The sequence below is a fragment of the Paenibacillus sp. OAS669 genome (assembly GCF_014873645.1).
In the GTDB taxonomy this organism is placed as follows: domain Bacteria; phylum Bacillota; class Bacilli; order Paenibacillales; family NBRC-103111; genus Paenibacillus_S; species Paenibacillus_S vulneris.
Genome location: NZ_JADBDR010000002.1, coordinates 104,236 through 128,007, shown reverse-complemented (window position 1 = coordinate 128,007; position 23,772 = coordinate 104,236). Strand labels below are relative to the sequence as shown.

The window sequence follows — 23,772 nt, the reverse complement described above, 5'->3', positions numbered from 1 at the left end:
GCTTACTCCCCCGATGTATTTCCGTCCAGCGAGAAATGCTTCCGGTACTTGCGAGTCACGCGGTCTTTTTCCAGCACTATGAAAAAATCGACTGTGTCAAACAGCTCATCATACGCCGGATCCCCGCCGATTTCCGCACCCAGCCACTGATATCCCTTCATCAAAGGCGGCAGCCTGCGAAACAATTCCTTGTCGGTCAGTTCATATTCCGAGCATTCCAGGCCCTGAATCCGGTGTGTTGGCAAGGGCCGGATGCCGAATCGGTCTGTGATCACTTGTTTATTTCTTAGCATGCTGTAGATCAAGTTAAGCTCCTCCAAGGAATGCAGGTGAACGCTGGCGCACCCGATTAAATATTGAATATCACGGTCTGCAATATATCGTGCGATGCCCTCCCACAGCATTTGGATCGCTTTGCCGCCGCGGTAAGCCGGATCAATGCAGCTGCGCCCAAGCTCCAATGAGCGGGCCTTATGCTCCTGAAATAAGGACAAATCGAATTCTGTTTCCGAGTAAAAGCCATTGGCGGTCAGTGCGCGTTCTCCCGGAAGCAGCCGGTACGTTCCGACAACCTGATCCAAATCCATATCTTTAACAATCAAATGATCGCAATACGTGTCGTATTCATCCTGTTCCAAGCCGGTGTCGTTCAACAACCGCATGTTCTTTTCCTCTTCAACAAAAACTTGATACCTTAAACGCAGAGCCTGCTCCAATTCATCAGAATGGGTAGCCAGCTTGACGGACAAGTTTGAAGACTGAGGGCTGATTTGAGCAGCCGTTTGTACCATGGACAACACGCCTTTCTCAGGAAAGTGGAATGGACTACGTAGTAAGCGTAACAAACGATTATTAAACGGGCGTTTGCGTGTTGTTAATGTTTTGTAAGAATGGCGCCTTTCTCCAAACAAAAAAACAGAGCGCTGGAAAGCACTCTGTTTACCTTTAACGAAGCCAGGAATATAGCGGAATAAAAAGGATGGACGTAATAATAGCGGCAATCCCCATAGCAAAACCGCTGATGCTGCCCTGAAGCTCCGAGTCTCTGATAATCCTCGCCGTACCAATCCCGTGAGCAGCCGTGCCCATAGCGGTTCCTAGAGAAATATCATCACGGACCCCACATTTCCTTAACAGGTATGGACCGAACATACTTCCTATTAATCCGGTCAAGACAGTCAGAACCGCCGTAAGCTCCGGGATTCCCCCGGCTTGCCTTGATATTTCCAATGCAATCGGGGAGGTTACCGATTTGGGCATCATGGTCACCATAAGCTCCTTTGAGCCGCCAAGGCTCCAAACGAATCCGGCTGCCAGAACAAGTGCACTGATCGCTCCTGCGGTGATGCCTCCCATAATCGCCCGAAGATGCTCGCGGATGCGCAGCGCATTTTTGTACAGCGGGATGCCGAGTGCTACTGTCGCCGGACCCAGGAAAAAGACCAGCATGTCGCCCCCCTTCTGATAGGCTTCATAAGGAATTTGCGTTACCAATAAAAAAGCAATAATCAAGCCCGAGCTCAAAAATAGAGGATGAAGCCATGCATACCTGCGGTTCAAGCATAACGAAACGGTATAACAGATCAAAGACAGCGCTATCCCGAACAAAGGCTGCCAGGCAAATTCATCGAGACTCATGCTGCTTCTCCCCCTTACGGTTCATCCATTTAACGGTCCATCCCGTTACGAGAAGTACTCCCGCTGTGCTCGCGAATAAACTGACCAACAGTTGAACCGCATAAATCCCTATGTATTGAAAAAAGACCATCGTCCCCACCACAAAAGGAACGAAGAACAGCAGCATATGCTTGATTAAAAATTGACCGGCATCCTCTACCCACTCCAATTTAACGACCTTAAGAAACAGGCACAGTGTGAATAGAATAAGTCCAATCACATTAGCTGGCAGAGGAATATGCGCGGCCCCATGCAAAACATACCCCAGGAAATAAAATCCGACCAGAATGGTAATCCCTAGCATAGCTGTCTCCTTTCGTATCCGAAGCATGATGAATAATTTTTGCCCTAACGTGGAATCGTATTTTTGGTATGCAATCCCGTATACCCATATGAATATGATAAGGGAGCTGAATGTACTCATGGCAAAACCTGATAATCGTGCTGACAATGCGGCACATTTGCAAAAAAGCATCAACAACACTATTGAAAATATGGAGCAAACCGAAGAATATTTAGCGGAACATGCCGAGGAAATCAGTCCTCAAGAGAAAGAAACCCTGCAAGCTAAAAATGAGCGCAGAGAACAAAGTCTCGACGCATTCCGCGAAGAAATGAGAGACGAAACCGCTCATCAAGAGTCGCAATAACTCAATATGCCGGATTCACAAATAGCCCCATCTTCGATGGGGCCATTCTGTTGAAAAACCTATAGGGCTTGAACCTACTGCCAATATACTCCGATGGGATATACCCCTCCAGCCGATATTGAAACCCGTGAAAAGGGATTATAGTTAGCGGTATTTTCACGGGTTTCAAAGGCGGACGTAAACTCCTCCGTGGCATACCCCATCTACATATCTAACATAGTTCCACGCAGAATGGTTTTTTCAACATCCTGTGCCCCATCCTTGATGGGGCATTTCCATCTTTAGGGTTCATTCTCGGGCTCTCTTTTGTTTTTGCGCAACACTTCATAGGATGCGTGGTCTCTCGCCAAATGCGTATTGGGATGGATCTGGCGCGCTTCCTCTGTAAGCACCTCAGCCTCATCCTTTTGATACCGTGAGCTGATGTGGGTTAATATGAGCATGCCCGCCCCTGCTTCTTTTGCCGTTCTTGCCGCGTCCATGGCAGTGGAATGATCATAAGCAACGGCCAGGTCCTTCTTCTGCTCCGCAAAGGTTGCCTCATGCACCAGGACATCCGCTCCTCTGGCCAGCTTCAAGGAGTACTCGCAGGGCTGTGTATCTCCCAGAATAGTTACGACCCGTCCGGGATAAGAAGGGCCGATGAAATCCGCTGCCTTCAACTGCTTACCGTCTTCAAGCACGACATCCATGCCTTTCTTGATTTGCCCAAACAATGGACCGGACGTAAGGCCCAGCTCCTTTAATTTCTCAACCAGCAGCCGGCCTTTCTGTAATTTCTCAACGATACGGTAGCCATAGCTGTCAATTCTATGTACGAGGGGCCCAGCACTGACGATGAACTGCTCGTCTTCAAACAGCACGGTCTCCTCAGATACGGTGAATTCCTTAATCTCCAGCTCATAGCCCAAATGCGCTTGGCTAACGTCCAGGGCCGTTCGTACAAATGCTTCCGTTCCCTTCGGACCGTAAATAGTGAATGGGGTGCCCGAATCTCCCCCTTGGTATGATCGGCTCGTCAATAACCCCGGCAATCCGTATAAATGGTCTCCGTGCAAATGAGTGATAAACAGCTTCTCTACCTTTCCGATCCGGACCGGGGAATGAAGCACCTGATGCTGTGTACCTTCACCGCAATCAAACATCCAGTAAGCATTGCGTTCCGCAAGCAAATTCAGGATGATGGAAGTCACATTTCTTTCTTTGGAAGGCATTCCGGCCCCTGTGCCCAAAAAATAAATTTCCACGTAAGCTGCCCCGTTTCATTATGTTGGATTATAGGGAAAGAGCGGAGTCCACTTTAGCGAACCCCACTCCATTTATCATGCCTAAACTTTCTCTACATTAAAATAACGGGCCTGAGGATGTGCAAAAACAATCGCCGAAACCGAAGCTTCCGGCTCCATCATACTGCCCTCGGTTAAATGGACTCCAATGTCCTCCGGCTTCAAAAGCGCAAACAACTGCTGCTGGTCGTCCAGGTTCGGACACGCCGGATAGCCAAAGGAGAAGCGTTGTCCGCGGTACTTGGCGCCGAATCGCTCCTGCATCGTCATCTCAGCCGGATCCGGGAAGCCCCAGGTGTCTCTTATCATTTCATGTACCCGTTCCGCCAAGGCTTCCGCTATTTCCAGCGCGGTCGATTGCAGAGCGTGGGAGCGCAAATAATCTCCCTTCTCACGCCATTCAGCGGCTTTTTCGTTAATGCCATGACCCGCTGTAACCACGAGGAAACCGATGTAATCCATTTCTCCGCTGTCCGTAGATTTCAAATAATCCGCCAGGCAGAGATACGGCTCCGTCTCCTGCCGCGGGAAGCTGAACTTCTGCAGCACCTTCGTGAAATCGTTAGGGTCGTAAACCAAAATATCGTTCCCGGACGATTGAGCAGGGAAGAATTGATACATCCCATGCGCACGGATAATATTTTCTTTCTGTGCCTCGGCTAAAATCCCATCTACCGTTTCCTTCAGCTGCATAGCTTTCGGATCTTTTTCTGCCAGCAGCTTATCAACTTTGCCTTTCAGACCCAGATGATGCCCCAACAGCATCTGCATATTGATGTAAGGCATGATATGGCTGATCGGGTAATCCCGCAAGACGCGGCGCTCCAGATCCGGCGGTACTTGAACGGGCAAGGTACGGTCTACGCTCGATGTTCTGACCCGGGTTAGTTCCGGCATGGCATCCGGCTTTTTACCCGCTTCCTTCACATCGGATTCCATGCTTTCTCTAAGTTCTCGGACCAATTCTTCTCTCTGCTTAGGATCGCTTAGTTTATTGGCGATATCCAGTCCATCCATCGCGTCCTTCGCATACAGGACCATGCCTTCATATTCTGGAGCAATTCGGGTTTTGGTAAACTTCCTGGTTAATGCAGCGCCGCCGACCAGAATCGGTACGTCAATCCCTGCATTCTTCAAATCCTGCGCGGTAATGACCATTTGCTGCGCTGATTTTACCAACAGACCAGACAGACCGATCGCATCCGGCCTTTCCTTACGGTAAGCTTCGATCAGCTGCTCCGGCGGTACTTTGATTCCCAAGTTAATAATCTGGTATCCATTATTGGACAAAATAATCTCTACAAGGTTTTTCCCGATGTCATGGACATCGCCTTTTACCGTAGCCAGCAAAATTTTACCTTTCACGGCACTTTCCGTTTTCTCCATGAACGGTTCCAAGTGGGCAACCGAAGCTTTCATAACTTCTGCGCTTTGAAGCACTTCCGCAACAATCAGCTCGTTGTTATTGAACAGGCGGCCAACCTCTTCCATCCCTTTCATCAAAGGTCCGTTAATGATTTCAAGAGGTGTATATTTCGTCATTGCCTCATTCAAATCTTGAATTAAGCCTTCCTTGGTTCCTTCCACAACGTAAGAACCAAGACGTTCTTCCAGCGTCAGATTCGAGATCTTTTCCTTCTTCTCGACTTTCTTCTCACGGAAATGCGCAACGAATTCAGCCAATGTTTCGTCATTCGTATCAAAAATCAACCGCTCCGCCAGTTCTCTCTCATGCTCCGGAATCGAAGCATAGCGTTCCAGGTTCTGCGTATTTACAATGGCGTAGTCCAATCCGACCTTTGTACAATGGTACAAATAGACGGAGTTCAACACCTCGCGGCCAGCTGGCGGCAGCCCAAAGGAAATATTACTCAACCCGAGAATCGTTTTGCATTCAGGATACTTTTCCTTGATCATCCGAATACCTTCGATAGTCTCCACGGCGGAGCCGATATATTGAGGATCTCCGGAACCGATAGGGAACATGTTCGGGTCAAAGATGATATCGGACGGGTTCAAGCCGTATTTTTTGGTCAGAAGCTCGTAAGCCCGATCCGCAACTTCCATCTTAGCTTGACGGGATACGGCTTGACCGCGTTCATCAATAAGAATCATAACAACCGCAGCGCCATATTTATGAATGAGCGGAACGATATTTTGGAACTTGGTTTCGCCATCCTCAAGGTTAATGGAGTTAATAATCGCTTTCCCCTGCGAATATTTCAAGCCCAATTCAATGATATGGTCATATGTCGAGTCAATCATCAAAGGAACCTTTACCTTTTTGACGACTTCCTTCAAGAAGTTTTCCATGGTATAAGCTTCGTCGATATCGGTATCCTGTACGTTAATGTCGATGACCTGCGCACCATTCTTCACCTGTGCACGCGCGATTTCCGCGCCTTCCTCGAATTTGCCTTCTTTCATGAGGCGTTTAAACATACGGGATCCGGAAATGTTCGTGCGCTCTCCAACCATGTAAGGGCGGTTTGCATCCTCAAGATAAACGGTCTCAATCCCGGACACAGCGGGGAGATGCCCTTTGGCACTCTCTCTTGGTTTATATTGGGACAGAAGCTCAGCCATGGCACGGATGTGATCCGGCGTAGTACCGCAGCATCCGCCTGCAATATTAAGCCATCCCTGCTCGGCAAAGCCGGCCAGCTTCTTCGCAAGCGATTCCGGAGATTCGTGATACTTCCCGTTCTCATCCGGCAAGCCGGCATTCGGATAACAGCTGACAGCGGTCGTTGCCAAATCGGACAGAGTCCGAATATGGTCTCTCATGAATTCAGGTCCTGTAGCACAGTTAAGTCCGATAGAGACCGGCTTCAGATGCTCCAGGGAAATATAGAAGGATTCGATATTCTGACCGGCCAACGTAGTCCCCATCGGCTCGATCGTCCCGGAAATCATAATCGGCAATTCAATCCCCGTCGTCTCCATGGCTTTGCGAACGCCGATACTTCCTGCTTTTACATTCAATGTATCTTGGGATGTCTCAAGCAAAAGGGCGTCGACGCCTGATTCGATTAATGCCAAGGCTTGCTCATAGTAGCTGTCTACCAGCTCATCAAAAGTAACGCCGCCCGTTACCGACAGGGTCTTGGTCGTTGGTCCAAGCGCTCCGGCAACATAGCGCGGCCATTCCGGCGTGCTGAACTTCCGTGCTGCCTCCACTGCCAACTCAGCGGCCCGCAGGTTAAGCTCACGTGCACGGTCCTGCAAATTATATTCAGCCAGTACTACGCTGGTAGCACCGAAAGTATTGGTTTCAATAATATCCGCACCAGCGGCCAAATAAGCTTCATGAATTTTGGAAATGACGTCCGGACGGGTAACGACCAAGTACTCATTACAGCCATCTAAGTCCTCCCCGCCAAAATCAGCCTCGGTCAGATTTTCCTGCTGAATCATCGTGCCCATCGCGCCGTCCAGAATCATAATTTTCTTTTGGAGCTGCTCTTTCAAGGATGTTTTATTCATTGCTCTCTTCCTTTCACCTGCGTCCTTCCGACAACTTCTACCTTGCATGTCTATTCTATATCCATCATGTATATCACAAAAAGGCGAATAATGTAACCCTAAGTTTAACAGAAACGTTCGTCAATGAAAAGGTATTCCGAACAGGTGTCCATCTATATTTCTTATAATCCCTATTGGAATTATCGCAAATATCCAATCGACATATATCAAAAATTGCACTATAATAAGTAAAGAACTAATTTATGATTTGAAAGAGGGATGAGCATGGCAGAAATTCGCATTCGCAGCACTAATGAACGCATCTCCGGCGAAGAAAATGTTAAAGCATTTTTGGATAAGCAAGAAGTATTGTATGAGCATTGGAATCCAGGCAAGCTTCCGGCCCACCTGCAGGAAAAATTTATTCTTAGCGATGAAGAAAAGGCAGAGATCTTATCTACTTTTGAGCCTGAGATCAAAGACCTTGCAAGCCGCCGCGGCTACTTGACTTGGGACATCATCGCACTCTCCGATGCGACTCCGAATCTGGACGAATTGCTGAAAAAGTTCGAGCAGGTTCACACGCACACAGAAGATGAAGTTCGCGCCATTACGGCAGGTAAAGGGATCTTCATTATCAAAGGCACTGATGATGTAGGCTACTTCGACGTAGAGCTGGAAGCCGGTGATGTAATCTCCGTTCCTGAGCACAAGCCTCATTTCTTCACCTTGATGGACAATCGCCAAATCGTAGCCGTTCGTTTATTTATTGAAACTGAGGGCTGGATTGCTCATCCGTTCGACGATCCTACCTTCCAAAAGGCCTAACCAAATAACCCCACTCAGTGGGGTATTGGTTCGAAGCCGATTCAGATACTTTGCGGGGAACCCCGATATTATAAAATGGCTGTAATGATTAGAAAAGACCCTCGAGCTGAGGGTCTTTATTGTTTATAACAATTAACCAATAGATTGAATAATGCCCTGAATTTCACGCAAGCTTTTGATTTCGTAAGCAGGAATGATTTCATCCGTACGGCTAATTCCATGGCGGTTAATCCACATGTTACGCATGCCTACACGTCCGGAGCCCAAAATATCTGTCGTCAATTTATCCCCAATCATAACTCCTTGATCTGCTGTAATCCCAAGAAGCTCCATTGCATGGTTAAATATAGAGACAGCAGGCTTTCCTTCACCAAAATTCCCGGAAATAATGATATGGTCAAAATATGGGGCCAGATCCGGTACTCCTGCCAGCTTTTCATTTTGCAAATCCGGCGAGCCGTTAGTGAGCAGCAGCAGCTTGTACTTCTCTTTTAACTGCTTCAGCACTTCAAAGGTTTCTTCATAGACAATCGGCCGGTTACGACGCTCAGCTGGAAACAGCTCGCCCAAGCGGTAGCCCAGCTCAGGGTCATCGATGCCCAATGCTTTAAGTCCGCGTGTCCAGGATTCCGTCCGGTAGGTCGGAGCGAGCTTCTGCAGCTTGCGGAAGTTCTCGTTCTCGCCTTCGGTGAAATTAGCCCAGAGTCCCTCAAACGGATTAATTCCGATCATTTTCGTAAATGGGAATGTTTCGTAAGATTCATATAAAGCACGCGCTTCCTTACGAACCGCTTCCTCCAAAGCCGCAGGGTCCAGAGAATAATGCTTGGCCGCTTCCTCACAAGTCGCCTGGAAAGCTTCCTTTACGCTCCGGTCATCCCACAACAGCGTATCGTCCAAATCAAATAAAACCGCTTGAATGCTCATCCTAGTCTTCCATCCTTTTCCCCATAAAATCTGTAGTGGTTCCCTTCGGAGCCATTGATTATTCGTTCTTCAGCTCTACATGATTCCGAGCCGCAAATTGCTTAAGCTGCTCCGACAACTCTTCCATATTAAATTGGTGGAACAATTTCGTAAATACCCATTTGTTTTTGCCCGTAGTCAAAGCTATCGCTACAGCGTCTTTTTGAATAACGATTTCCTGGATCTGCGCAGGCTCTACCCGCCGATCGCCTCCAAAACGCCGCGAAACGAGGTAGTCCTTACCGATCTTGAGGAAGGGCCGGCGTACCAGGAAAATAAATAAACCTAAGACCATATAGCTCCCGCCGGTCACCCAATACAAACTATCGTTCTGGTAGTTATTGCGAAAAGCGATAAAGCAGAAAATGCCGACGCAAACCAGCAGTAAAGGCATGAACCAGCTTCTCCCGCGTAACGTAACCGCTCCGTCCGAGGAGGATTCGCTCAATAATGGCTTGCCCTGCTTGGCCCGGGCCTTATTGACCTTCTTAGAGTTCTTAAGAACCATCCGTTCCCATTTACGAGACATATCTCAATCTCCTTATAAAAGTACTGTATGAATACGCCAAAAAGTTGGAGTACCCGGAGCATCTAGAAGGCAGATACTACCAAATCATCCAACATAGGAATCATCTATTCAGTTAGCGAAACATGAGCAAGTGCGATATATCCCGGTGTATAAACCGGATCTTGTATTATCGTCATACCCAAGACTTGCTTGGAAAATGCCATATTGCTCTGCTCCACTGCCCCAAACTGCATGAAATGAAGTCCCCCTAATTATTGCTTGTTGTCATCATCAACGAATTTGATGTTCTCCAGCTGGTTGCGCAAATTGCTCTTAAATGCGTTAATATAACGCTTTCTAAGTTCGTTGCGTTCTTCGAGCTCTTCGTCTGTCAGCCCCACTGATTTCGCTTTGCGTGCCAACTCATTAATCCGTTTAATGTACTGATCGTGTTCCATTTCGTTCATTGTAATCCTCCTGGTCATGTCAGGCTTGATTCAGGCGCATTCCGGCTCTTTCTCAAGCACAGCTAAAAATGCATCAAATTATACTTTGACATTACAGGATTCGATTGTCAAGTGCAGTCGAAACAGAAGTGAGAACAACAAGGCTTAAGGCAGAACCAGGACTTGACCTACTTGAAGTACATTAGACTTCAAATCATTCACTTTCTTCACTTCGTACATATAGTCACGGACATTGCGTCCCTTTCCTGCGTACTTGCTCGCAATTCCCCATAGCGTATCTCCTTTGACGACTTCGACGGTTTGCTCCAGATGGCTTCCGGTGTCAGCCGCAAATGCGTCCGAATTCCCGCCAATAAAGGAAAGGCAAATGCTGGCTATCAGGATCACTATCGCAACGACAAACAGCCCTCTCATTCTCCTCTTGGTACCGTTGGGATTTTCCCCTCTCCGTCTGTTTCCTTGCACCGAGACTACCGAGTTTGTAAGTAATTGTTCATTCATATACATGATCACGACCCCCAAACATTTGTTCTGTTTTTCATAATAACGCGAACATTTGTTTGTGTCAATGCTTTTTTTCGAACTTATGTTTGTACGAACTCCGGTTCTGTGATATAATTTGGTTAATTATTACCAATACTGGAGTGATACTTGATGAGCAAACTATCCAATCGGCAGCTGGCGATATTGGAATTTATTAAGAACGAAGTGAAAGATAAAGGCTATCCTCCATCCGTACGTGAAATTGGAGAAGCCGTTGGACTAGCCTCCAGTTCGACTGTTCACGGACATTTGGAGCGTTTGGAGAAGAAGGGTCTGATCCGCAGAGACCCTACCAAGCCTCGTGCTATTGAAATTACGGACGGCTCATCGACGGAAGGAAGCCAATTCGCTCTTTCCGTTTCCAGGGTACCTTTGATCGGACGCGTAACAGCTGGTGTACCTATTACGGCTACGGAGAACATTGAAGACTACTTCCCTCTGCCTTCGCATTATGTCGGAGATCATAACGTGTTTATGCTCAGTGTAATTGGCGACAGTATGATCGAGGCAGGGATTCATAACGGGGACTACGTCATTGTTCGCCAGCAGCAATCGGCTAATAATGGAGATATCGTCGTTGCCATGACGGAGGATGACGAAGCCACGGTCAAGCGCTTCTTCAAGGAGAAGGATCATATCCGCCTTCAGCCGGAGAATTCCACCATGGAGCCCCTTCGACTCAAGCATGTGACCATTCTTGGCCGTGTTGTAGGCGTATTTCGCGACATTCACTAAGACGATTCCCAAGTATAACGGAAGGAAGCCAAGATGCAGGCGGCACCTGTACCTTGGCTTCTTTTATATTCCTTCTATTTATGCAAACGGCCTGTAACGAACCCGCCGATATGCCGTATAGCCTCCTCTCCTTCCGGCAAGATGCCTGCCAATTGCTGAAAAACGCACCACATCTGATCCCAAACCTCCAACGTGACATCAACCCCGGAAGCCCTTGCTTTGTCTGCCAATCGGGTACATTCGTCGAGCAGCACCTCTTGATCCCCTACTTGAATAAGTAAGGGAGGCAGCCCTTGAAGATTCTGGTTTAGTGGCGACATTAACAGTGGCTTTGGCGATAAGGAGCCCAAGTAATATTCCGCACATAACCTGGAGCTTTCCAGGCTACCTAGCGGGTCCGAGCTCGCATGGCTGATATAGGATTCACTATCAAAGTATAAGAAGTCCGTATGGGGCGATAGCAGGAAAGCTCCAGCCGGCAGCGGGTCCCCTGCATCACGTAAAGTCAATAATGTCATCAATGCCAGGCAGCCGCCGACAGAGTCTCCCCCAAGCATGATTTGCTCGCTGGGTATTCCCTGCTGCATCAGCCAACGGTAGGCTGCTAAACAATCTTCATTAGCCGCAGGATAACGATGCTCAGGAGCAAGACGGTACTCAATGACAAGCACTCGGGTACGGCTCTGTTCGGAAATTCGGGCCGCCAGATCCCTATGGGTATCGCATGAGCCCGAGATAAACGCGCCTCCATGAAAGTACAAAATGGCGTCATTACCATCTTCGGCCGCCTCTCCGGCCAAAACCCATTCCCCTTGGATATGGCCGACCATAACTCGTTCCGTCTTCACACCAGATAGCTTGGGCAGCGCTTGAACTGCCTCCCTTTCCTCCGAGCGAATTTGTTCTACGGTTTTTCGGGTAAAGGTAAACGATTGCCTGAGATGCTGCTTAATGGCCGCCAGAGTTTCCTTGCTGGATGATTTCATGTCATTTCCTCCCACATTTTAGTACTGAATATTCAGTATTAATAAATTAAAAAAATTACTGATGATCCTTATGGTAAGCTCCATGTGAAGACATGAAAATGGAAAGGAATAATTCATCAAACCGCTTCTTCTCAATATCAAAATAACGAATCCACGATTCCGAATAGCATAAATACGCGAACAGAGGGATAATCCCCGTAAAAAATTCCGCGATCCGTCTTTCGTCAGGATCATACGCTTGATCTGTCTCGGCAAGACCCATCCGGGATTGCTCAGCCTGGATCATCGTTTCCACTACTTTATAGATGACCGGCTGTTCGTTGGATTTCTTGAGCGAATCGATAAACATGATACGGATCACATCGGAATTTTGTACCGCAAACTCCCTATAAATCGTCTGCAGCCTGCTTTGCATAGTGTTTGCTTTAGAATCATGAGTATCGGTCTTCGCTATCTGAAGCAGCTCACGATATTCCCGGATGAAATCCTCGTACAACACTTCCAGTATTTGGTCTTTGCTATTAAAATGGTAGTAAATCAAGGATTTGGGAACATGCGCTTCCTCCGCTATTTGATCGATCCTGGCTCCTTCAAAGCTTTTCTCTGCAAATACCCGGGTGGCGGCTTGTAAAATCCGTTTCCTCGCATCGGGTGTATTCGTTCGTGTCATTTGCTCACCCTCATTTAGTACTGATTGTTCAGTACTAGTATATAACTTTATTTTCCATTTGTAAATATATGGTTTGAAATCATGTTGCTGCGAATCGCCTCTGCCCGCCAGCACACCATAAAAGCCCGGAACCAGAAGGTCCCGGGCCATAGCGAATACTCAGCGAGATTTATCTTAGCTTAGTATAGCGTCAAATACTGCTCCCGCTCCCAAGCATGCACTTGAGTACGATAAATATCCCATTCAATCTCTTTCAATTCTACAAAATGGGCCAGTGCGTGATCGCCTAGGGCATCACAGATGACATCATCCCGAAGCAGCTCATCCAGAGCCTGCTTCAAATCAACCGGAAGGCTAGGAATGCCCTGCTCCTCGCGTTCCTCTTCGGACATGACATAAATGTTGCGATCTGTCGGAGGAGGAAGCTGCATTTTGTTCTTAATGCCGTCCAAGCCGGCTCTAAGCATGACAGCTAGCGCCAAATACGGGTTGGCAGCAGGGTCCGGGTTACGAACCTCCACGCGAGTGCTTAAGCCGCGGGAAGCCGGAATACGGATCATCGGGCTGCGGTTGCTTGCGGACCATGCTACATAGCAAGGAGCTTCATAGCCGGGCACAAGACGCTTATAAGAGTTCACCGTAGGATTCGTGATGGCCGCAAAGGCGCGAGCGTGATGCAAAATGCCTGCCATGTAATGTCGGGCTTCAGCACTTAAACCCAGTCTATCGCTCTCATCGTAGAACACATTTCTTTTGCCGTTAAACAGCGATTGATGGCAGTGCATACCCGAGCCATTGACGCCGAACAGCGGCTTCGGCATAAAGCTGGCGTGCAAACCATGCTGTCTTGCTACCGTCTTAACAACCAGCTTGAAGGTTTGAATCTGATCCGCCGCTTTAATAGCATCAGCATATTTAAAGTCGATTTCGTGCTGTCCTGGAGCCACTTCATGGTGAGAGGCTTCAATTTCAAAGCCCATTTCCTCCAAGGTCAATACGATCTCGCGGCGGCAGTTTTCACCCAGGTCCATTGGAGCCAAGTCAAAATATCCGCCTTGATCGTTCAATTCCATGGTCGGATTGCCGTTATCGTCGGTTTTGAACAGGAAAAATTCCGGCTCAGGTCCTACATTCATAGCAGTGTAGCCCATTTCCTCGGCTTCCTTCAGCGCAGCCTTTAGAATACCGCGAGGGTCTCCAGGGAATGGCCGGCCATCCGGCAAATAAATATCGCAAATCAAGCGAGCGACCCGATCTTCCGTTACCCATGGGAAAATGACCCATGTGCTTAGATCCGGATACAAGTACATGTCGGATTCCTCGATACGAACATAGCCTTCGATAGAGGAGCCGTCGAACATCATTTTATTGTCCAATGCCTTCTCAAGCTGGCTTACCGGAATCTCCACGTTCTTGATCGTCCCCAGCAAATCGGTAAATTGCAAGCGGATAAACCGAACGTTTTCTTCCTTTGCTATGCGCAAAATATCCTCTTTTGTGTATGTTTTCTCAGTCACGGTCCATTTCTCCTCCTTGAGATTATGTAAACTAACAGAGCATGTTCGTAAGACGAACTCTTACACAATCAGAACATGCTCTAGAGAAGCTTTTATTTCTTGAAGAAGCGCGATAGCTCGCCTTGGATCAAGGATACTTGACCCGGCCGCTTGCCGCCGCCTAACAGCTGCTGCTTCAGCATACGGTGCAGCTGAGTATCCGTTAATTCTCTTCGCTTCACTTCGGACTGTTCGTTCAGTACAGTTGCTTCCTCCGAATCCTTGGAGACAGGCAGGAGCACTTGCTTAATGCCAGCAATGTTGACCCCTTTTTCGATCAAGTCCTTGATTTCCAATAAACGCTCTACATCATTAAAGGAATATAGCCGCTGGTTGCCTCCGGTTCTTGCCGGAATGACAAGCTCATGCTGTTCATAATACCGGATCTGCCTAGCGGTCAGATCGGTCAATTTCATTACGATTCCAATCGGAAAAAGCGCCATATTACGGCGAATATCATCACTCATGACCTGTTCACCCCTGTAATCTAAAAACCTAGCTTCATTGTAACCTCACTACATAAATGTGTCAAGTTATGTTAGGTTTATGAAATGTGTCAGCATTAATTACAGTAGGCCGCGGTCTATCATATTTTGCAATGCGGTAAGCACACCCAGCTTGCAGTGGGAATAGGTTAGCCCGCCCTGCATATAGGCAATATAAGGTTCGCGGATAGGCGCATCGGCGGATAACTCCAGACTGCCACCTTGAATAAAGGTGCCTGCAGCCATGATGACCGGGTGCTCATAGCCTGGCATATCCCAAGGCTCCGGAACGACATGCGCATCCACGGCTGCGGCCTGCTGAATCCCTTGTACGAAGGCAATCAGGTGCCGGTCGCTTGTAAATTGAATCGCTTGAATCAAATCGGTTCTAGGATCATTCCAGTGAGGATGCGTGGTGAAACCAAGCTGTTCAAACACAGCTGCCGCAAAGATCGACCCCTTCACGGCCTGTCCGACCAAATGGGGCGCCAGAAAAAAGCCCTGATACATGCTGCGAATCGTGCCCAGCATAGCTCCAACCTCGCCGCCAATACCCGGAGCCGTCAATCGGTAGGAAGCCAGCTCTACGTATTCGCTTTTACCGGCGATATATCCTCCCGTAGCGGCAAGACCTCCGCCGGGATTTTTGATCAACGAGCCCGCCATCAGATCTACACCCACTTGAGTTGGCTCCATCAGCTCGGTAAACTCGCCATAGCAATTATCTACGAATACGATTACGTCCGGTTTCAGCTGCTTGACAAAACGCACCATCTCACCGATTTGCTGCACCGTAAAAGACGGTCTCCACGAATAGCCGCGGGACCGTTGAATGCCGATCACTTTCGTTTGTTCTGTAACCCGTGTACGGATTTCATCATAATTAGGCGAGCCGTCCTCTAGAAGCGCCACTTCACCATATGCAATGCCCCAATCCTGCAAGGAGCCTTTCCCGTCGCCAGGATTCCCAATCACTTTATGCAGAGTATCGTAAGGACGGCCCGTAATCATCAGAAGCTCGTCCCCCGGTCTTAGAACTCCGAACAGCGCCGTTCCTATCGTATGAGTCCCGGACACAAAATGCGGCCGCACCAAGGCGGCCTCCGCTCCAAACACCTCCGCATAGACCAAATCCAGCACTTCGCGCCCGCGATCATTATAACCATACCCCGTAGAACCGGAGAAATGGTAATCACTGACCTTTTGGTTTTGGAAGGCGCGAATTACTTTCCACTGATTTTGATCCACAATACGGTCGATTTCTTTGACCTTCTCTTCAATAACCTGCTCGGCACGCTCCATCCATGCCGTAATGCGTTCGTTAAACATGCTCCGAATTCTCTCCCTCATTCTGTGCCTGATCCATGGCGTATGCAGCCAATAAATACCCCAGCTTATCATATTCTTTATTGTTTACTCTTACCTGCAGCAGCATGTCGCCGCCGTCTACCTCGTTCTCCAGCACTTCGCCTACGCGATAGACCAGAGAGATCACGTCGCCTTTTTCCGCAGGGATACGGAACGTCTTGCATTCTCCCATAAGCCGCGCTTCAATCAGCTCGCCGATCCGCTGCAAATCTTCCTCACGGTAAGCGGAAATCCGCAAAAATTCCCCTTCCGTCGTCAGCATCTCCACCTGTTCCGGTGTACATAAATCCACTTTGTTGAACAGGGTGATCCGTTCCTTGCCGTGAGCGCCAAGCTCTCTTAGAACCTGATCCACGACCTTCATTTGAGTATCCATCATTTCCGAGGAAGCATCCACGACATGAAGAATCAGATCGGCTTCGCAGGCCTCTTCCAGAGTTGCGCGGAATGCGGCTACAAGATCATGCGGCAAATTTTGAATAAACCCTACCGTATCCGTCAGCACGATTTCTTTGCCGCCTGGCAGCTCGAAAGTGCGTGAGGTCGGGTCCAAGGTAGCAAAAAGCTGATTCTCCACATATACATCAGCTTGAGTCAGCTGCTTTAACAGAGTGGATTTCCCCGCGTTGGTGTAGCCTACCAGAGCTACCTGAAAAACTCCCGTCTTCTTGCGGCGCTCTCTGTGCAAGGTCCGGTGCCGTACAACCTCCTGCAGCTGCTGCTTCAGCTCACTGATCCGGTTGCGGATATGACGGCGGTCCGTCTCCAGCTTCGTTTCCCCCGGTCCTCTCGTACCGATACCGCCGCCAAGCCGGGACAGGTTGGCGCCCTGTCCGGAAAGCCGCGGCAGCAAATAGCTGAGCTGTGCAAGCTCCACCTGAATAATGCCTTCCCGCGTTTTGGCCCGGCCGGCGAAAATATCAAGAATCAGCTGGGTGCGGTCGATGATCTTAACGTCGAGAAACTGCTCCAGATTGCGGACCTGCGCGCCGGAGAGCTCCTGATCGAAGATCGCCGTGTTCGCATTATGTTCATCCAATAGCTGCTTCAGCTCCTCGGCCTTTCCTTTCCCGATGAACCATTTGGTATCCACCGTCTCGCGGTTCTGCGATAATGTATCAAGGACAATCACTCCGGCCGTCTCCGCAAGACTCACCAGTTCATTCAAGGAATATTCGGGTGAATAGGCCTCCTGCCTTTTCAAATCCGGAGTAACAAGGCTGACTAATACAGCTCTCTCTTGCTCGTGTTCAATCGTATGTGTTGTTGGTTTCATATAAATTTATAGTTCTCCTTTGCAGGTTTTCGCTCCAGCTTAACATCTTCAGGCCGTATCGTCATCAGATCCTGCTTGCTTGGCTGCTGTGTATGCTGATTCAGCAATCGAACCGCATGATTTCGCATGGCTTTTTCAATCAGATTGCGAACATACCGTGCGTTACTGAAAGCCACTTCGCTATCGCTCTGCTGCTTCTCGTTGACGATTTGCTGGCGTATTTTCATTTCAGTCTGAGGGGTCAGCGCATACTCTCTTTCCTTCACCATCATCTCTGCAATCTGCATCAGCTGATCCACCGTATAATCGGGAAAATCCAGCTGGATGGGGAATCGGGACGGGAGTCCAGGGTTGGTCTGCAGAAATTGCTCCATCTCCGCCGAGTACCCCGCCAGTATAAGAATAAACTGGTTTTTATGATCCTCCATTGCTTTGACCAGCGTATCTATCGCTTCCTTGCCAAAATCCTTTTCTCCACCGCGTGCCAAGCTGTAGGCTTCGTCAATAAATAGAACGCCTCCCAGCGCTTTCTTGACCAATTCTCTAGTTTTCAAGGCTGTATGCCCTATGTATTCGCCTACCAAATCGGCGCGTTCCACCTCAATCAGATGCCCTTTGTTCAGCACACCCATAGTTTGCAGCAGCTTGGCGATAATACGCGCAACCGTCGTCTTGCCGGTTCCCGGGTTCCCCTTGAATATCATATGATACACCTGGCTATTGGCCATGAGCCCGACTTCAGCCCGAAAACCCGCAATGCGCAGCAGCGCATAAATCTCGAAGACGAGCTCCTTTACGTTGTCCAAACCGACCATCCGATCGAGCTCCTTCATGATCTCCCCGAACTGCCCTTGCTGGGACAACGGTTTGCCATGAAAGTGAGGCTCTGACTCGGCGCTCATACTTACCGGTTCAGGATTACGCAATACCACATTGATTTGATGGGCATTCTTCGTAATCTGGATCTGATCCGTCGGTACGACACGTCCACTCATGCGTATCACCTCTTTACTTGGTGTTAGCAGTATACGCAGAAGCCCAGGTGAATGTGCCCATTTTCTTTTCTTATTGTAAGGCCAATTTGCAAAAATTCAAAATCCGGCCGGAAAGCGGACCGTTTCCTTCATGGGGTCCCTCCCCTCTCTTAAGCATGGGAGCGTTTCTGATTCTGATTATAAAACAAACCGCCTGATCTTTAGTGGTAGAAAATCATTACTACCCAAATAATCTCAGGACTATCGTCGGGACGATTCTAGTCCCATACCCGCTGCAGCTCTTCAAACTGACGATGCCGGAAGGTTAACTGAAACACATCGGGATTCGATAGCTGCTTCCATTGCTCAAACCCTATCCGGCTATCATAGTAGTTTAATAAGATCGCAATAAGATTGCCATGCGAGGCAACCGTATAGGTGCTGTACCCCAGCTCAAGCATCTCGGTTATAGCCTCAACCGCACGTCCCGCAGCCTCTCTATTGGATTCCCCTCCGGGAAAGCATAAATCCGGTTCCTCAAAGGTGCGTGCCAGGCACTGCAGCCAATCCTCCCTGTTCTCTTCGCTTAGCTTCCTTTCGGAGAATCTCACATCCGTCATCAGAGGTTTATTCATTTTTTCTGCATAAGGCTTCACACTTTGAACAGCTCTGGTAAAGGGACTTGACGCTACATATTGGATAGGATACGCTGCAAGCCAAGCGGATAACCGTTCAGCTTGAAGAACGCCCTCTGCTGTCAATGGAGCATCGTACGCCTGCCCTTCCGCTTTGCAGTGCCGAATCAAAAAAATGGTTTGCTTGTCACTGTGATGTCCCATTTGCTGTACGTCCTCCGAATCGTAAGACATCATCCTGCTCCCTCCTTTGGGATAAAAATGCAGTTTGCGCGGTAACGGTAGCGATAACCTCATCTAATGGCATATCCACCATGGAATCGTAATCTACGATAAGCGTACGGTTCAAAGGCGGAGCCATCCGTCCCACGCTTCGTCCCCAAAGCTCAAGGGACAGCTCTGCTCCATGCTCTTCAAACATCTTCCGAAAGGACTCGAAATCCGGTGTTTCCGTATCCAGAATCAAACCGTCAAAATCAAAAATAAGGGATTTTATCACATGCGATTCCCCATCCAAGACTTAATGGTATTAATAATTAACACCATTCACAATCTGAAAAGAAACTGGTTGCTCTTGAAATCCATGATCCATATTATACCATACCCCGCGTAACAGGGATTCTTATTTTGAAGCTTCGACTCTCCAATATCTAGTTGACTAACATGTTGATGGATGTGTATATTTATACATAAATTTGTGTTTTTATACTGTTCATACTAACCAAGGAGGGATATCTTGAACAAGACGGAACGTCGAAGCCTCATAGCTTCCTTAGAACGTTTGGCTGTTCACACCTGGCCTGCTCTAACCGCTCATCCTTATGCAGACTGGCTAGTCCGTGTCTCCGAGGGTACGACCAAAAGAGCCAATAGCGTATGGACATCAACCTACGGGACCATCCCCAACAATCCAGCATGGCTCGAAGAGGTTCGAAATTCTTATCGTCGGCAGGACTTACCGCTTATTATCCAGATTAGTGAAGCTTCTCCGGACGGGCTGGATCCAATGCTGGAAGGCCTTTCCTTTGTCAAAGAGGGCGAGAGCACCGTCATGATTGCCGATATAGAACAAATGATGGAACTTACCTCTCCTGCAAAAGAGCTCCCCCTCCAATATACCGTTCAAGATGAACATGACCGGATATGGCTGACCGATTTTTTGGAAGCAGAGGATTACGGTGCTCATACATACGATTTCTATAATCGGGTTTTAGCCGGAATCCAGTCCCCCAAAGGATTCGTCAGCATGCACCGTGACCAGCGTACTGCTGCCTTAGGCACATCCGTAATTCAAGGCGATTGGGCGGCTCTCCTCAACGTAGTCGTTCACCCTTCCATGCGCAGACAAGGCCTAGGCCGTTCCCTGCTCCATCAGTTAGCACGCTGGAGCCTGGACCAAGGGGCTGTCCGCATGTATTTGCAAGTGGTCGAGAGCAACACGGCTGCAGTCCGGCTGTACCAAAGCGCTGGCTTCCGTCCACTGTACAAGTATCATTACCGGCGAGAAATCCTTGCCTAGCATGCGAGACCTCGTCGAGAGAATCCTTTAAAAGAAAGTTTATACAACGTCGGAGTAACCCCCGAATAATATGTCTGGAAATAAGAAGAGCCGATGAACCCCGCTTTGATAGCGGAAGAATCCATCGGCTTTGACTCCAATCCTATCCGGATAAGCAGCTTATCCAATTCCCACTTGGTCCAGGCTAGCGTCTCTCGGCTTTTGTGCCAATACATCATCAGAACCTTGCTATCCACTGGGGAGGCTTCGAACTGTTCATACCCAAGAAATGCAGCGATATCCATGGCCCGAACGGCATGGTACCTGTGGGTTATAATCACGGCGGAAGTCCAGCCCTGCTGCTTGAGCAGCTGCTGACAAAACAATAAATTTTCATAAGTGCTGGTGGATTGAGTCTCCATGGTGATCACGCCAGCTGGAATGCCTTGTGTGAGTAAATAATTCCTCATTCCTTCGGCTTCCGTAAGCTTGGAGTAGACAGAATCCAGACCGCCCGAGACGATGATTCGGGGAATTTGGCCGGCACGATACAGCTCCACCGCTCTGTCGAGTCTTTCCTTCAAAGCCGGGCTGGGCGTGTCCTTCCATAATGCCGCACCAAGCACGATGCCTACATCGCCGCGCGCCTGCGGGTTATCGGGGAACGACTCCATTTTCCAAAGTAAAAACACAGCCCATGCCAGCCCGAGAATACACAAGGCAAGCAGCAAACGAAGCAGCCGGTTTAGGATGATAATCCATCTTGAGAATATACTGGTCTTCTTCTTTCCCTTTAACCGCACTATGTCCACACCTTCATCCGCTCCGCCAATGTGCCTGTAAACAGCTCCAGCTCTATGCCATCGGGATCGAGGAAATTGATGCTCCAGCCTCCGCCCCGGCAGATCGGTCCTCTGACGATAGGGACACCTTCTTCTTGCAATCTCACGACTGCAGCAGGAAAATCAGCCTCCGCAATCGAAAAGGCCAGGTGATCCATTCCGCTTGTACATGACTTTGCTCCCAATGGATCATTCGGACGCTGCAGCAAGCATATCCAGGCAGTCCCCCATTCCAAATAAACGTCGCTTAGTCCCCGGTGGACCAGCTTCATTCCCAGGACATCCAGGTAGAACGGCAGAGACTGCGCAAGATCGTTCACTTTCAGCGTAACATGATTGAACCCCGTTACGGGAATCATAGAACACGCTCCCGTCGGGCAGAATCCTCGGAGGCTTGCATCAATGCGACAGCCGTTTCTTCCAGGTAGGGCCTCATCGTCAGCTTGTTCAGCCAATCGGGAGGAATGGCACGGACTCCATAATAGGCGCCTGCCAGCTGCCCGTAGATGGCTCCTGTGGTATCCGCATCGTCCCCGAGATTTACAGCCATGAGACAGCCCTCCTCAAAGCTGCTGCTGCGATAAAATGCCCACAATGCCGCCTCCAGTGAATCGACAACATAACCCGTTCCTTTAATTTCCGGAGGCTGCTTGGATTTAAAGGAGCCGTTGGCGACCTGATCGACTTCCGGCACCAGTCTACGCTGCTCCCAGTAACCCTCTACCGGTGAAAAACCGGCCGATAGCAGTTCTTCCTTATTCCTGCCCTGCAGAGCCCCAACAATGAGCCCGCCGAAGTAGCGGCATGCATCTACGGACAGAACCGTCCCGTGCGTAGTCAGGGAGCTGTCTCCGGAACGGATTAGCGCTTCCTCCGGATGACTGGCAAAAAACATTGGAACCGAAGCCAAGCGCATCAATGCCCCGTTCCCTGCCGCCATCCGCTTGATCGAGCCGCTGAAGGGCTCCAGCGTCTCCTCATACCGCTCCAATGCTGCTCTCACCGTATTCCCGATATCAAAGCAGGTCCCGGTGGAGCTTAAGTACCCTTCCCTGTACCAGCGAACGTAGCGCTCCATTTGATCCGCCGGATGAAACATCCGGCAGTGGAGCAGGCTTTCCGCCAAGCATAAAGCCATGGAAGTATCATCCGTCCACTGTCCCGCTTCCAATTGAAACGGGCCTCCTCCGATCATGTCGGTTATGGCTTCGAAGCTGCCGGGCGGACGAAACTCAAGTGTCGTACCTAAGGCATCCCCGGCGGCCAGTCCAAGCAAGCAGCCTTGATATCTCTCCGATCTGGTTATGAATGATGTCACAGACTTCCTCTCCTTTCGTCCATTGAGTCTTCGCTAATGGTGTGCAGGCATTGCTCACCGTCAGAAGGAAAACAGCGCGGAACCTCTTCCACGCTGCTCATGTTCATTCCTATGTGTATGCAAGCCTAGGGCCGGGTATCATTAAATCCATTGTACAAATCGATCCCGCTCGTTCTCTTGATGGCTTGGCCGTTTATTTTTCGGTTATGGTTACGGACTGAATGGTTACTTTCTCGGTCGGCTTGCTCTTTTCCCTTCCGTTCGATTCCACCGGTGTCGCCGCAATTTGTTGTACGACATCCATTCCTTCGGACACTTTTCCGAAGATCGTATAGTTCGGCGTTTTGTTCAGGTTCTTGCTGTCCTCGCCGGTACAAATGAAAAATTGGCTGCCATTCGTATTCGATCCAGAATTCGCCATCGCTACAATTCCGGGCTCATATTGATGGCTCGTTTTCAGCTCATCTTCAAATTTATATCCGGGACCTCCGCGTCCAGTGCCTTCAGGATCACCCGTTTGAACCATAAACGATTGGATAATGCGGTGAAATACGACATTGTTATAGAAGCCCTCTTTGGATAAGAAGACAAAGTTATTCACGGTTTTAGGCGCTTCTTTGGCGAACAAGTCGATCTTGAATGTCCCTTTGGACGTCGTCACCGTAGCTTGATAGGTCTTGTTTTGGTCGATTTTCATTTCTGGCGGAGAAGACCAGCTTTTCTGAGTCTGAGGCTGCGGAGATGCCTGGGTTGCAGGCGGTTGGCTCGCCGTTGGTTGTCCTGCACTCGTCTTTCCTTGGTCCGGGGCAGGCTTGGTCCCGCAAGCGGACAGTAATAGTGCGCATACCACGGCAAGGGAAGCCCATTTAGAAATCTTGGCTGCTAGTGATGCTTTCATGTTCCATCCTTCAACTCCATACATGTGATTTTTATGGACAAGTCCACATCCCCTATTATACTACGACTGGCCAAAAATTAACAAAACCTCCAAGATGGACTCTTGGAGGTTTTGCTCTTGCAGAGCCGTATGAACCGGCTC

Annotated in this window: 25 protein-coding genes and 1 pseudogene; 4 read left to right on the top strand and 22 right to left on the bottom strand. The window is 49.0% G+C overall.

Going from position 1 to position 23,772, the window contains the following annotated elements; genetic code table 11:
- Positions 1-2: 2 nt before the first annotated feature.
- From GGC63_RS06000 to GGC63_RS05990, 3 genes are all read right to left on the bottom strand, one after another.
- Complete coding sequence (locus GGC63_RS06000; protein WP_079909099.1) at positions 3-791, bottom strand: GNAT family N-acetyltransferase; 789 nt, start codon at positions 789-791, stop codon at positions 3-5.
- A 154-nt stretch (positions 792-945) separates the two neighbouring features.
- Entirely contained in the window at positions 946-1,638 is a 693-nt protein-coding gene (locus GGC63_RS05995; RefSeq protein WP_079909098.1) for an LrgB family protein, read from the bottom strand.
- Positions 1,625-1,981: a CidA/LrgA family protein gene (locus GGC63_RS05990; RefSeq protein WP_079909097.1), complete on the bottom strand. Its 357-nt coding sequence runs from the start codon at positions 1,979-1,981 to the stop codon at positions 1,625-1,627. Before GGC63_RS05990 ends, GGC63_RS05995 begins: the two co-directional genes overlap by 14 nt.
- A gap of 118 nt (positions 1,982-2,099) precedes the next feature.
- Between GGC63_RS05990 and tlp the strand changes: the two genes are divergently transcribed.
- Entirely contained in the window at positions 2,100-2,327 is a 228-nt protein-coding gene (gene tlp / locus GGC63_RS05985; RefSeq protein ID WP_192701530.1) for a small acid-soluble spore protein Tlp, read from the top strand.
- 281 nt (positions 2,328-2,608) lie between these two features.
- Here the strand turns inward: tlp and rnz are convergent, their stop codons facing one another.
- Together rnz and metH are read right to left on the bottom strand one after the other, a co-directional pair.
- Positions 2,609-3,574, bottom strand: coding sequence for a ribonuclease Z (gene rnz / locus GGC63_RS05980; protein WP_192701529.1), 966 nt, complete (start codon positions 3,572-3,574; stop codon positions 2,609-2,611).
- 81 nt (positions 3,575-3,655) lie between these two features.
- Positions 3,656-7,099: a methionine synthase gene (gene metH / locus GGC63_RS05975; protein WP_192701528.1), complete on the bottom strand. Its 3,444-nt coding sequence runs from the start codon at positions 7,097-7,099 to the stop codon at positions 3,656-3,658.
- Between the two features lie 264 nt (positions 7,100-7,363).
- Between metH and GGC63_RS05970 the strand changes: the two genes are divergently transcribed.
- Positions 7,364-7,906, top strand: a complete 543-nt coding sequence (locus GGC63_RS05970; protein WP_192701527.1) for a 1,2-dihydroxy-3-keto-5-methylthiopentene dioxygenase — start codon at positions 7,364-7,366, stop codon at positions 7,904-7,906.
- A 132-nt stretch (positions 7,907-8,038) separates the two neighbouring features.
- Here GGC63_RS05970 and GGC63_RS05965 read toward each other — a convergent pair whose 3' ends face one another.
- From GGC63_RS05965 to GGC63_RS05950, 4 genes are all read right to left on the bottom strand, one after another.
- A complete protein-coding gene (locus GGC63_RS05965) occupies positions 8,039-8,833 on the bottom strand; it encodes an HAD family hydrolase (RefSeq protein ID WP_079909092.1) in 795 nt (264 codons plus the stop codon).
- 58 nt (positions 8,834-8,891) lie between these two features.
- A complete protein-coding gene (locus GGC63_RS05960) occupies positions 8,892-9,401 on the bottom strand; it encodes a hypothetical protein (RefSeq protein WP_192701526.1) in 510 nt (169 codons plus the stop codon).
- A 251-nt stretch (positions 9,402-9,652) separates the two neighbouring features.
- A complete protein-coding gene (locus GGC63_RS05955; RefSeq protein ID WP_179135935.1) occupies positions 9,653-9,838 on the bottom strand; it encodes a DUF896 domain-containing protein in 186 nt (61 codons plus the stop codon).
- A 153-nt stretch (positions 9,839-9,991) separates the two neighbouring features.
- Positions 9,992-10,354 carry a LysM peptidoglycan-binding domain-containing protein gene (locus GGC63_RS05950; RefSeq protein ID WP_225947990.1) on the bottom strand — a complete coding sequence of 121 codons (363 nt, stop codon included), beginning with the start codon at positions 10,352-10,354 and terminating at the stop codon, positions 9,992-9,994.
- Positions 10,355-10,501: 147 nt separating this feature from the next.
- Here GGC63_RS05950 and lexA point away from each other — a divergent pair, with 147 nt between their 5' ends.
- Positions 10,502-11,125 carry a transcriptional repressor LexA gene (gene lexA, locus GGC63_RS05945; protein WP_079909089.1) on the top strand — a complete coding sequence of 208 codons (624 nt, stop codon included), beginning with the start codon at positions 10,502-10,504 and terminating at the stop codon, positions 11,123-11,125.
- Positions 11,126-11,199: 74 nt separating this feature from the next.
- Here lexA and GGC63_RS05940 read toward each other — a convergent pair whose 3' ends face one another.
- The 9 genes and pseudogenes from GGC63_RS05940 to GGC63_RS34370 all read right to left on the bottom strand — a co-directional run.
- Entirely contained in the window at positions 11,200-12,111 is a 912-nt protein-coding gene (locus GGC63_RS05940) for an alpha/beta hydrolase (protein WP_192701525.1), read from the bottom strand.
- Between the two features lie 55 nt (positions 12,112-12,166).
- Positions 12,167-12,781, bottom strand: coding sequence for a TetR/AcrR family transcriptional regulator (locus GGC63_RS05935; protein ID WP_179135895.1), 615 nt, complete (start codon positions 12,779-12,781; stop codon positions 12,167-12,169).
- Between the two features lie 179 nt (positions 12,782-12,960).
- On the bottom strand, positions 12,961-14,298 hold the full coding sequence (gene glnA / locus GGC63_RS05930) for a type I glutamate--ammonia ligase (RefSeq protein WP_079909086.1): 1,338 nt from the start codon (positions 14,296-14,298) through the stop codon (positions 12,961-12,963).
- Positions 14,299-14,390: 92 nt separating this feature from the next.
- Entirely contained in the window at positions 14,391-14,804 is a 414-nt protein-coding gene (locus tag GGC63_RS05925) for a MerR family transcriptional regulator (protein ID WP_079909085.1), read from the bottom strand.
- Positions 14,805-14,903: 99 nt separating this feature from the next.
- Positions 14,904-16,151 (bottom strand): aminotransferase class I/II-fold pyridoxal phosphate-dependent enzyme, encoded by a 1,248-nt coding sequence (locus tag GGC63_RS05920; RefSeq protein ID WP_192701524.1) that lies wholly within the window; start codon positions 16,149-16,151, stop codon positions 14,904-14,906.
- Positions 16,144-17,466, bottom strand: coding sequence for a GTPase HflX (gene hflX, locus GGC63_RS05915; RefSeq protein WP_192701523.1), 1,323 nt, complete (start codon positions 17,464-17,466; stop codon positions 16,144-16,146). The genes GGC63_RS05920 and hflX overlap by 8 nt, the downstream gene beginning before the upstream one ends.
- Positions 17,463-18,461 carry a stage V sporulation protein K gene (spoVK, locus tag GGC63_RS05910; RefSeq protein WP_192701522.1) on the bottom strand — a complete coding sequence of 333 codons (999 nt, stop codon included), beginning with the start codon at positions 18,459-18,461 and terminating at the stop codon, positions 17,463-17,465. Before spoVK ends, hflX begins: the two co-directional genes overlap by 4 nt.
- Before the next feature lie 257 nt (positions 18,462-18,718).
- Positions 18,719-19,312 (bottom strand): histidine phosphatase family protein, encoded by a 594-nt coding sequence (locus tag GGC63_RS05905; RefSeq protein ID WP_225947989.1) that lies wholly within the window; start codon positions 19,310-19,312, stop codon positions 18,719-18,721.
- 118 nt (positions 19,313-19,430) lie between these two features.
- Positions 19,431-19,574, bottom strand: a pseudogene (locus GGC63_RS34370) (HAD hydrolase-like protein); the annotation flags it as partial.
- Between the two features lie 237 nt (positions 19,575-19,811).
- Here GGC63_RS34370 and GGC63_RS05895 point away from each other — a divergent pair.
- Positions 19,812-20,594: a GNAT family N-acetyltransferase gene (locus GGC63_RS05895; RefSeq protein ID WP_192701520.1), complete on the top strand. Its 783-nt coding sequence runs from the start codon at positions 19,812-19,814 to the stop codon at positions 20,592-20,594.
- Here the strand turns inward: GGC63_RS05895 and GGC63_RS05890 are convergent.
- The 4 genes from GGC63_RS05890 to GGC63_RS05875 all read right to left on the bottom strand — a co-directional run bounded on the left by GGC63_RS05890 (position 20,591) and on the right by GGC63_RS05875 (position 23,631).
- Complete coding sequence (locus tag GGC63_RS05890) at positions 20,591-21,376, bottom strand: YdcF family protein (RefSeq protein ID WP_318780991.1); 786 nt, start codon at positions 21,374-21,376, stop codon at positions 20,591-20,593. The genes GGC63_RS05895 and GGC63_RS05890 overlap by 4 nt on opposite strands.
- Positions 21,376-21,771 (bottom strand): VOC family protein, encoded by a 396-nt coding sequence (locus tag GGC63_RS05885; RefSeq protein ID WP_192701820.1) that lies wholly within the window; start codon positions 21,769-21,771, stop codon positions 21,376-21,378. The genes GGC63_RS05890 and GGC63_RS05885 overlap by 1 nt, the downstream gene beginning before the upstream one ends.
- Positions 21,771-22,733 (bottom strand): ADP-ribosylglycohydrolase family protein, encoded by a 963-nt coding sequence (locus tag GGC63_RS05880; protein ID WP_318780990.1) that lies wholly within the window; start codon positions 22,731-22,733, stop codon positions 21,771-21,773. Before GGC63_RS05880 ends, GGC63_RS05885 begins: the two co-directional genes overlap by 1 nt.
- A 193-nt stretch (positions 22,734-22,926) precedes the next feature.
- Complete coding sequence (locus GGC63_RS05875; RefSeq protein WP_192701519.1) at positions 22,927-23,631, bottom strand: peptidylprolyl isomerase; 705 nt, start codon at positions 23,629-23,631, stop codon at positions 22,927-22,929.
- Between the last annotated feature and the right edge of the window lie 141 nt (positions 23,632-23,772).

Coding starts and splice junctions, on each gene's coding strand:
- GGC63_RS05955 (WP_179135935.1), bottom strand. CDS start 9,838: ATGGAACACGATCAGTACATTAAACGGATTAATGAGTTGGCACGCAAA.
- GGC63_RS05990 (WP_079909097.1), bottom strand. CDS start 1,981: ATGCTAGGGATTACCATTCTGGTCGGATTTTATTTCCTGGGGTATGTT.
- hflX (WP_192701523.1), bottom strand. CDS start 17,466: ATGAAACCAACAACACATACGATTGAACACGAGCAAGAGAGAGCTGTA.
- GGC63_RS05950 (WP_225947990.1), bottom strand. CDS start 10,354: ATGTATATGAATGAACAATTACTTACAAACTCGGTAGTCTCGGTGCAA.
- GGC63_RS05905 (WP_225947989.1), bottom strand. CDS start 19,312: ATGATGTCTTACGATTCGGAGGACGTACAGCAAATGGGACATCACAGT.
- GGC63_RS05920 (WP_192701524.1), bottom strand. CDS start 16,151: ATGTTTAACGAACGCATTACGGCATGGATGGAGCGTGCCGAGCAGGTT.
- lexA (WP_079909089.1), top strand. CDS start 10,502: ATGAGCAAACTATCCAATCGGCAGCTGGCGATATTGGAATTTATTAAG.
- GGC63_RS05875 (WP_192701519.1), bottom strand. CDS start 23,631: ATGAAAGCATCACTAGCAGCCAAGATTTCTAAATGGGCTTCCCTTGCC.
- GGC63_RS06000 (WP_079909099.1), bottom strand. CDS start 791: ATGGTACAAACGGCTGCTCAAATCAGCCCTCAGTCTTCAAACTTGTCC.
- GGC63_RS05925 (WP_079909085.1), bottom strand. CDS start 14,804: ATGAGTGATGATATTCGCCGTAATATGGCGCTTTTTCCGATTGGAATC.
- spoVK (WP_192701522.1), bottom strand. CDS start 18,461: ATGAGTGGACGTGTCGTACCGACGGATCAGATCCAGATTACGAAGAAT.
- GGC63_RS05935 (WP_179135895.1), bottom strand. CDS start 12,781: ATGACACGAACGAATACACCCGATGCGAGGAAACGGATTTTACAAGCC.
- GGC63_RS05965 (WP_079909092.1), bottom strand. CDS start 8,833: ATGAGCATTCAAGCGGTTTTATTTGATTTGGACGATACGCTGTTGTGG.
- GGC63_RS05960 (WP_192701526.1), bottom strand. CDS start 9,401: ATGTCTCGTAAATGGGAACGGATGGTTCTTAAGAACTCTAAGAAGGTC.
- metH (WP_192701528.1), bottom strand. CDS start 7,099: ATGAATAAAACATCCTTGAAAGAGCAGCTCCAAAAGAAAATTATGATT.
- GGC63_RS05970 (WP_192701527.1), top strand. CDS start 7,364: ATGGCAGAAATTCGCATTCGCAGCACTAATGAACGCATCTCCGGCGAA.
- GGC63_RS05995 (WP_079909098.1), bottom strand. CDS start 1,638: ATGAGTCTCGATGAATTTGCCTGGCAGCCTTTGTTCGGGATAGCGCTG.
- GGC63_RS05940 (WP_192701525.1), bottom strand. CDS start 12,111: ATGAAATCATCCAGCAAGGAAACTCTGGCGGCCATTAAGCAGCATCTC.
- tlp (WP_192701530.1), top strand. CDS start 2,100: ATGGCAAAACCTGATAATCGTGCTGACAATGCGGCACATTTGCAAAAA.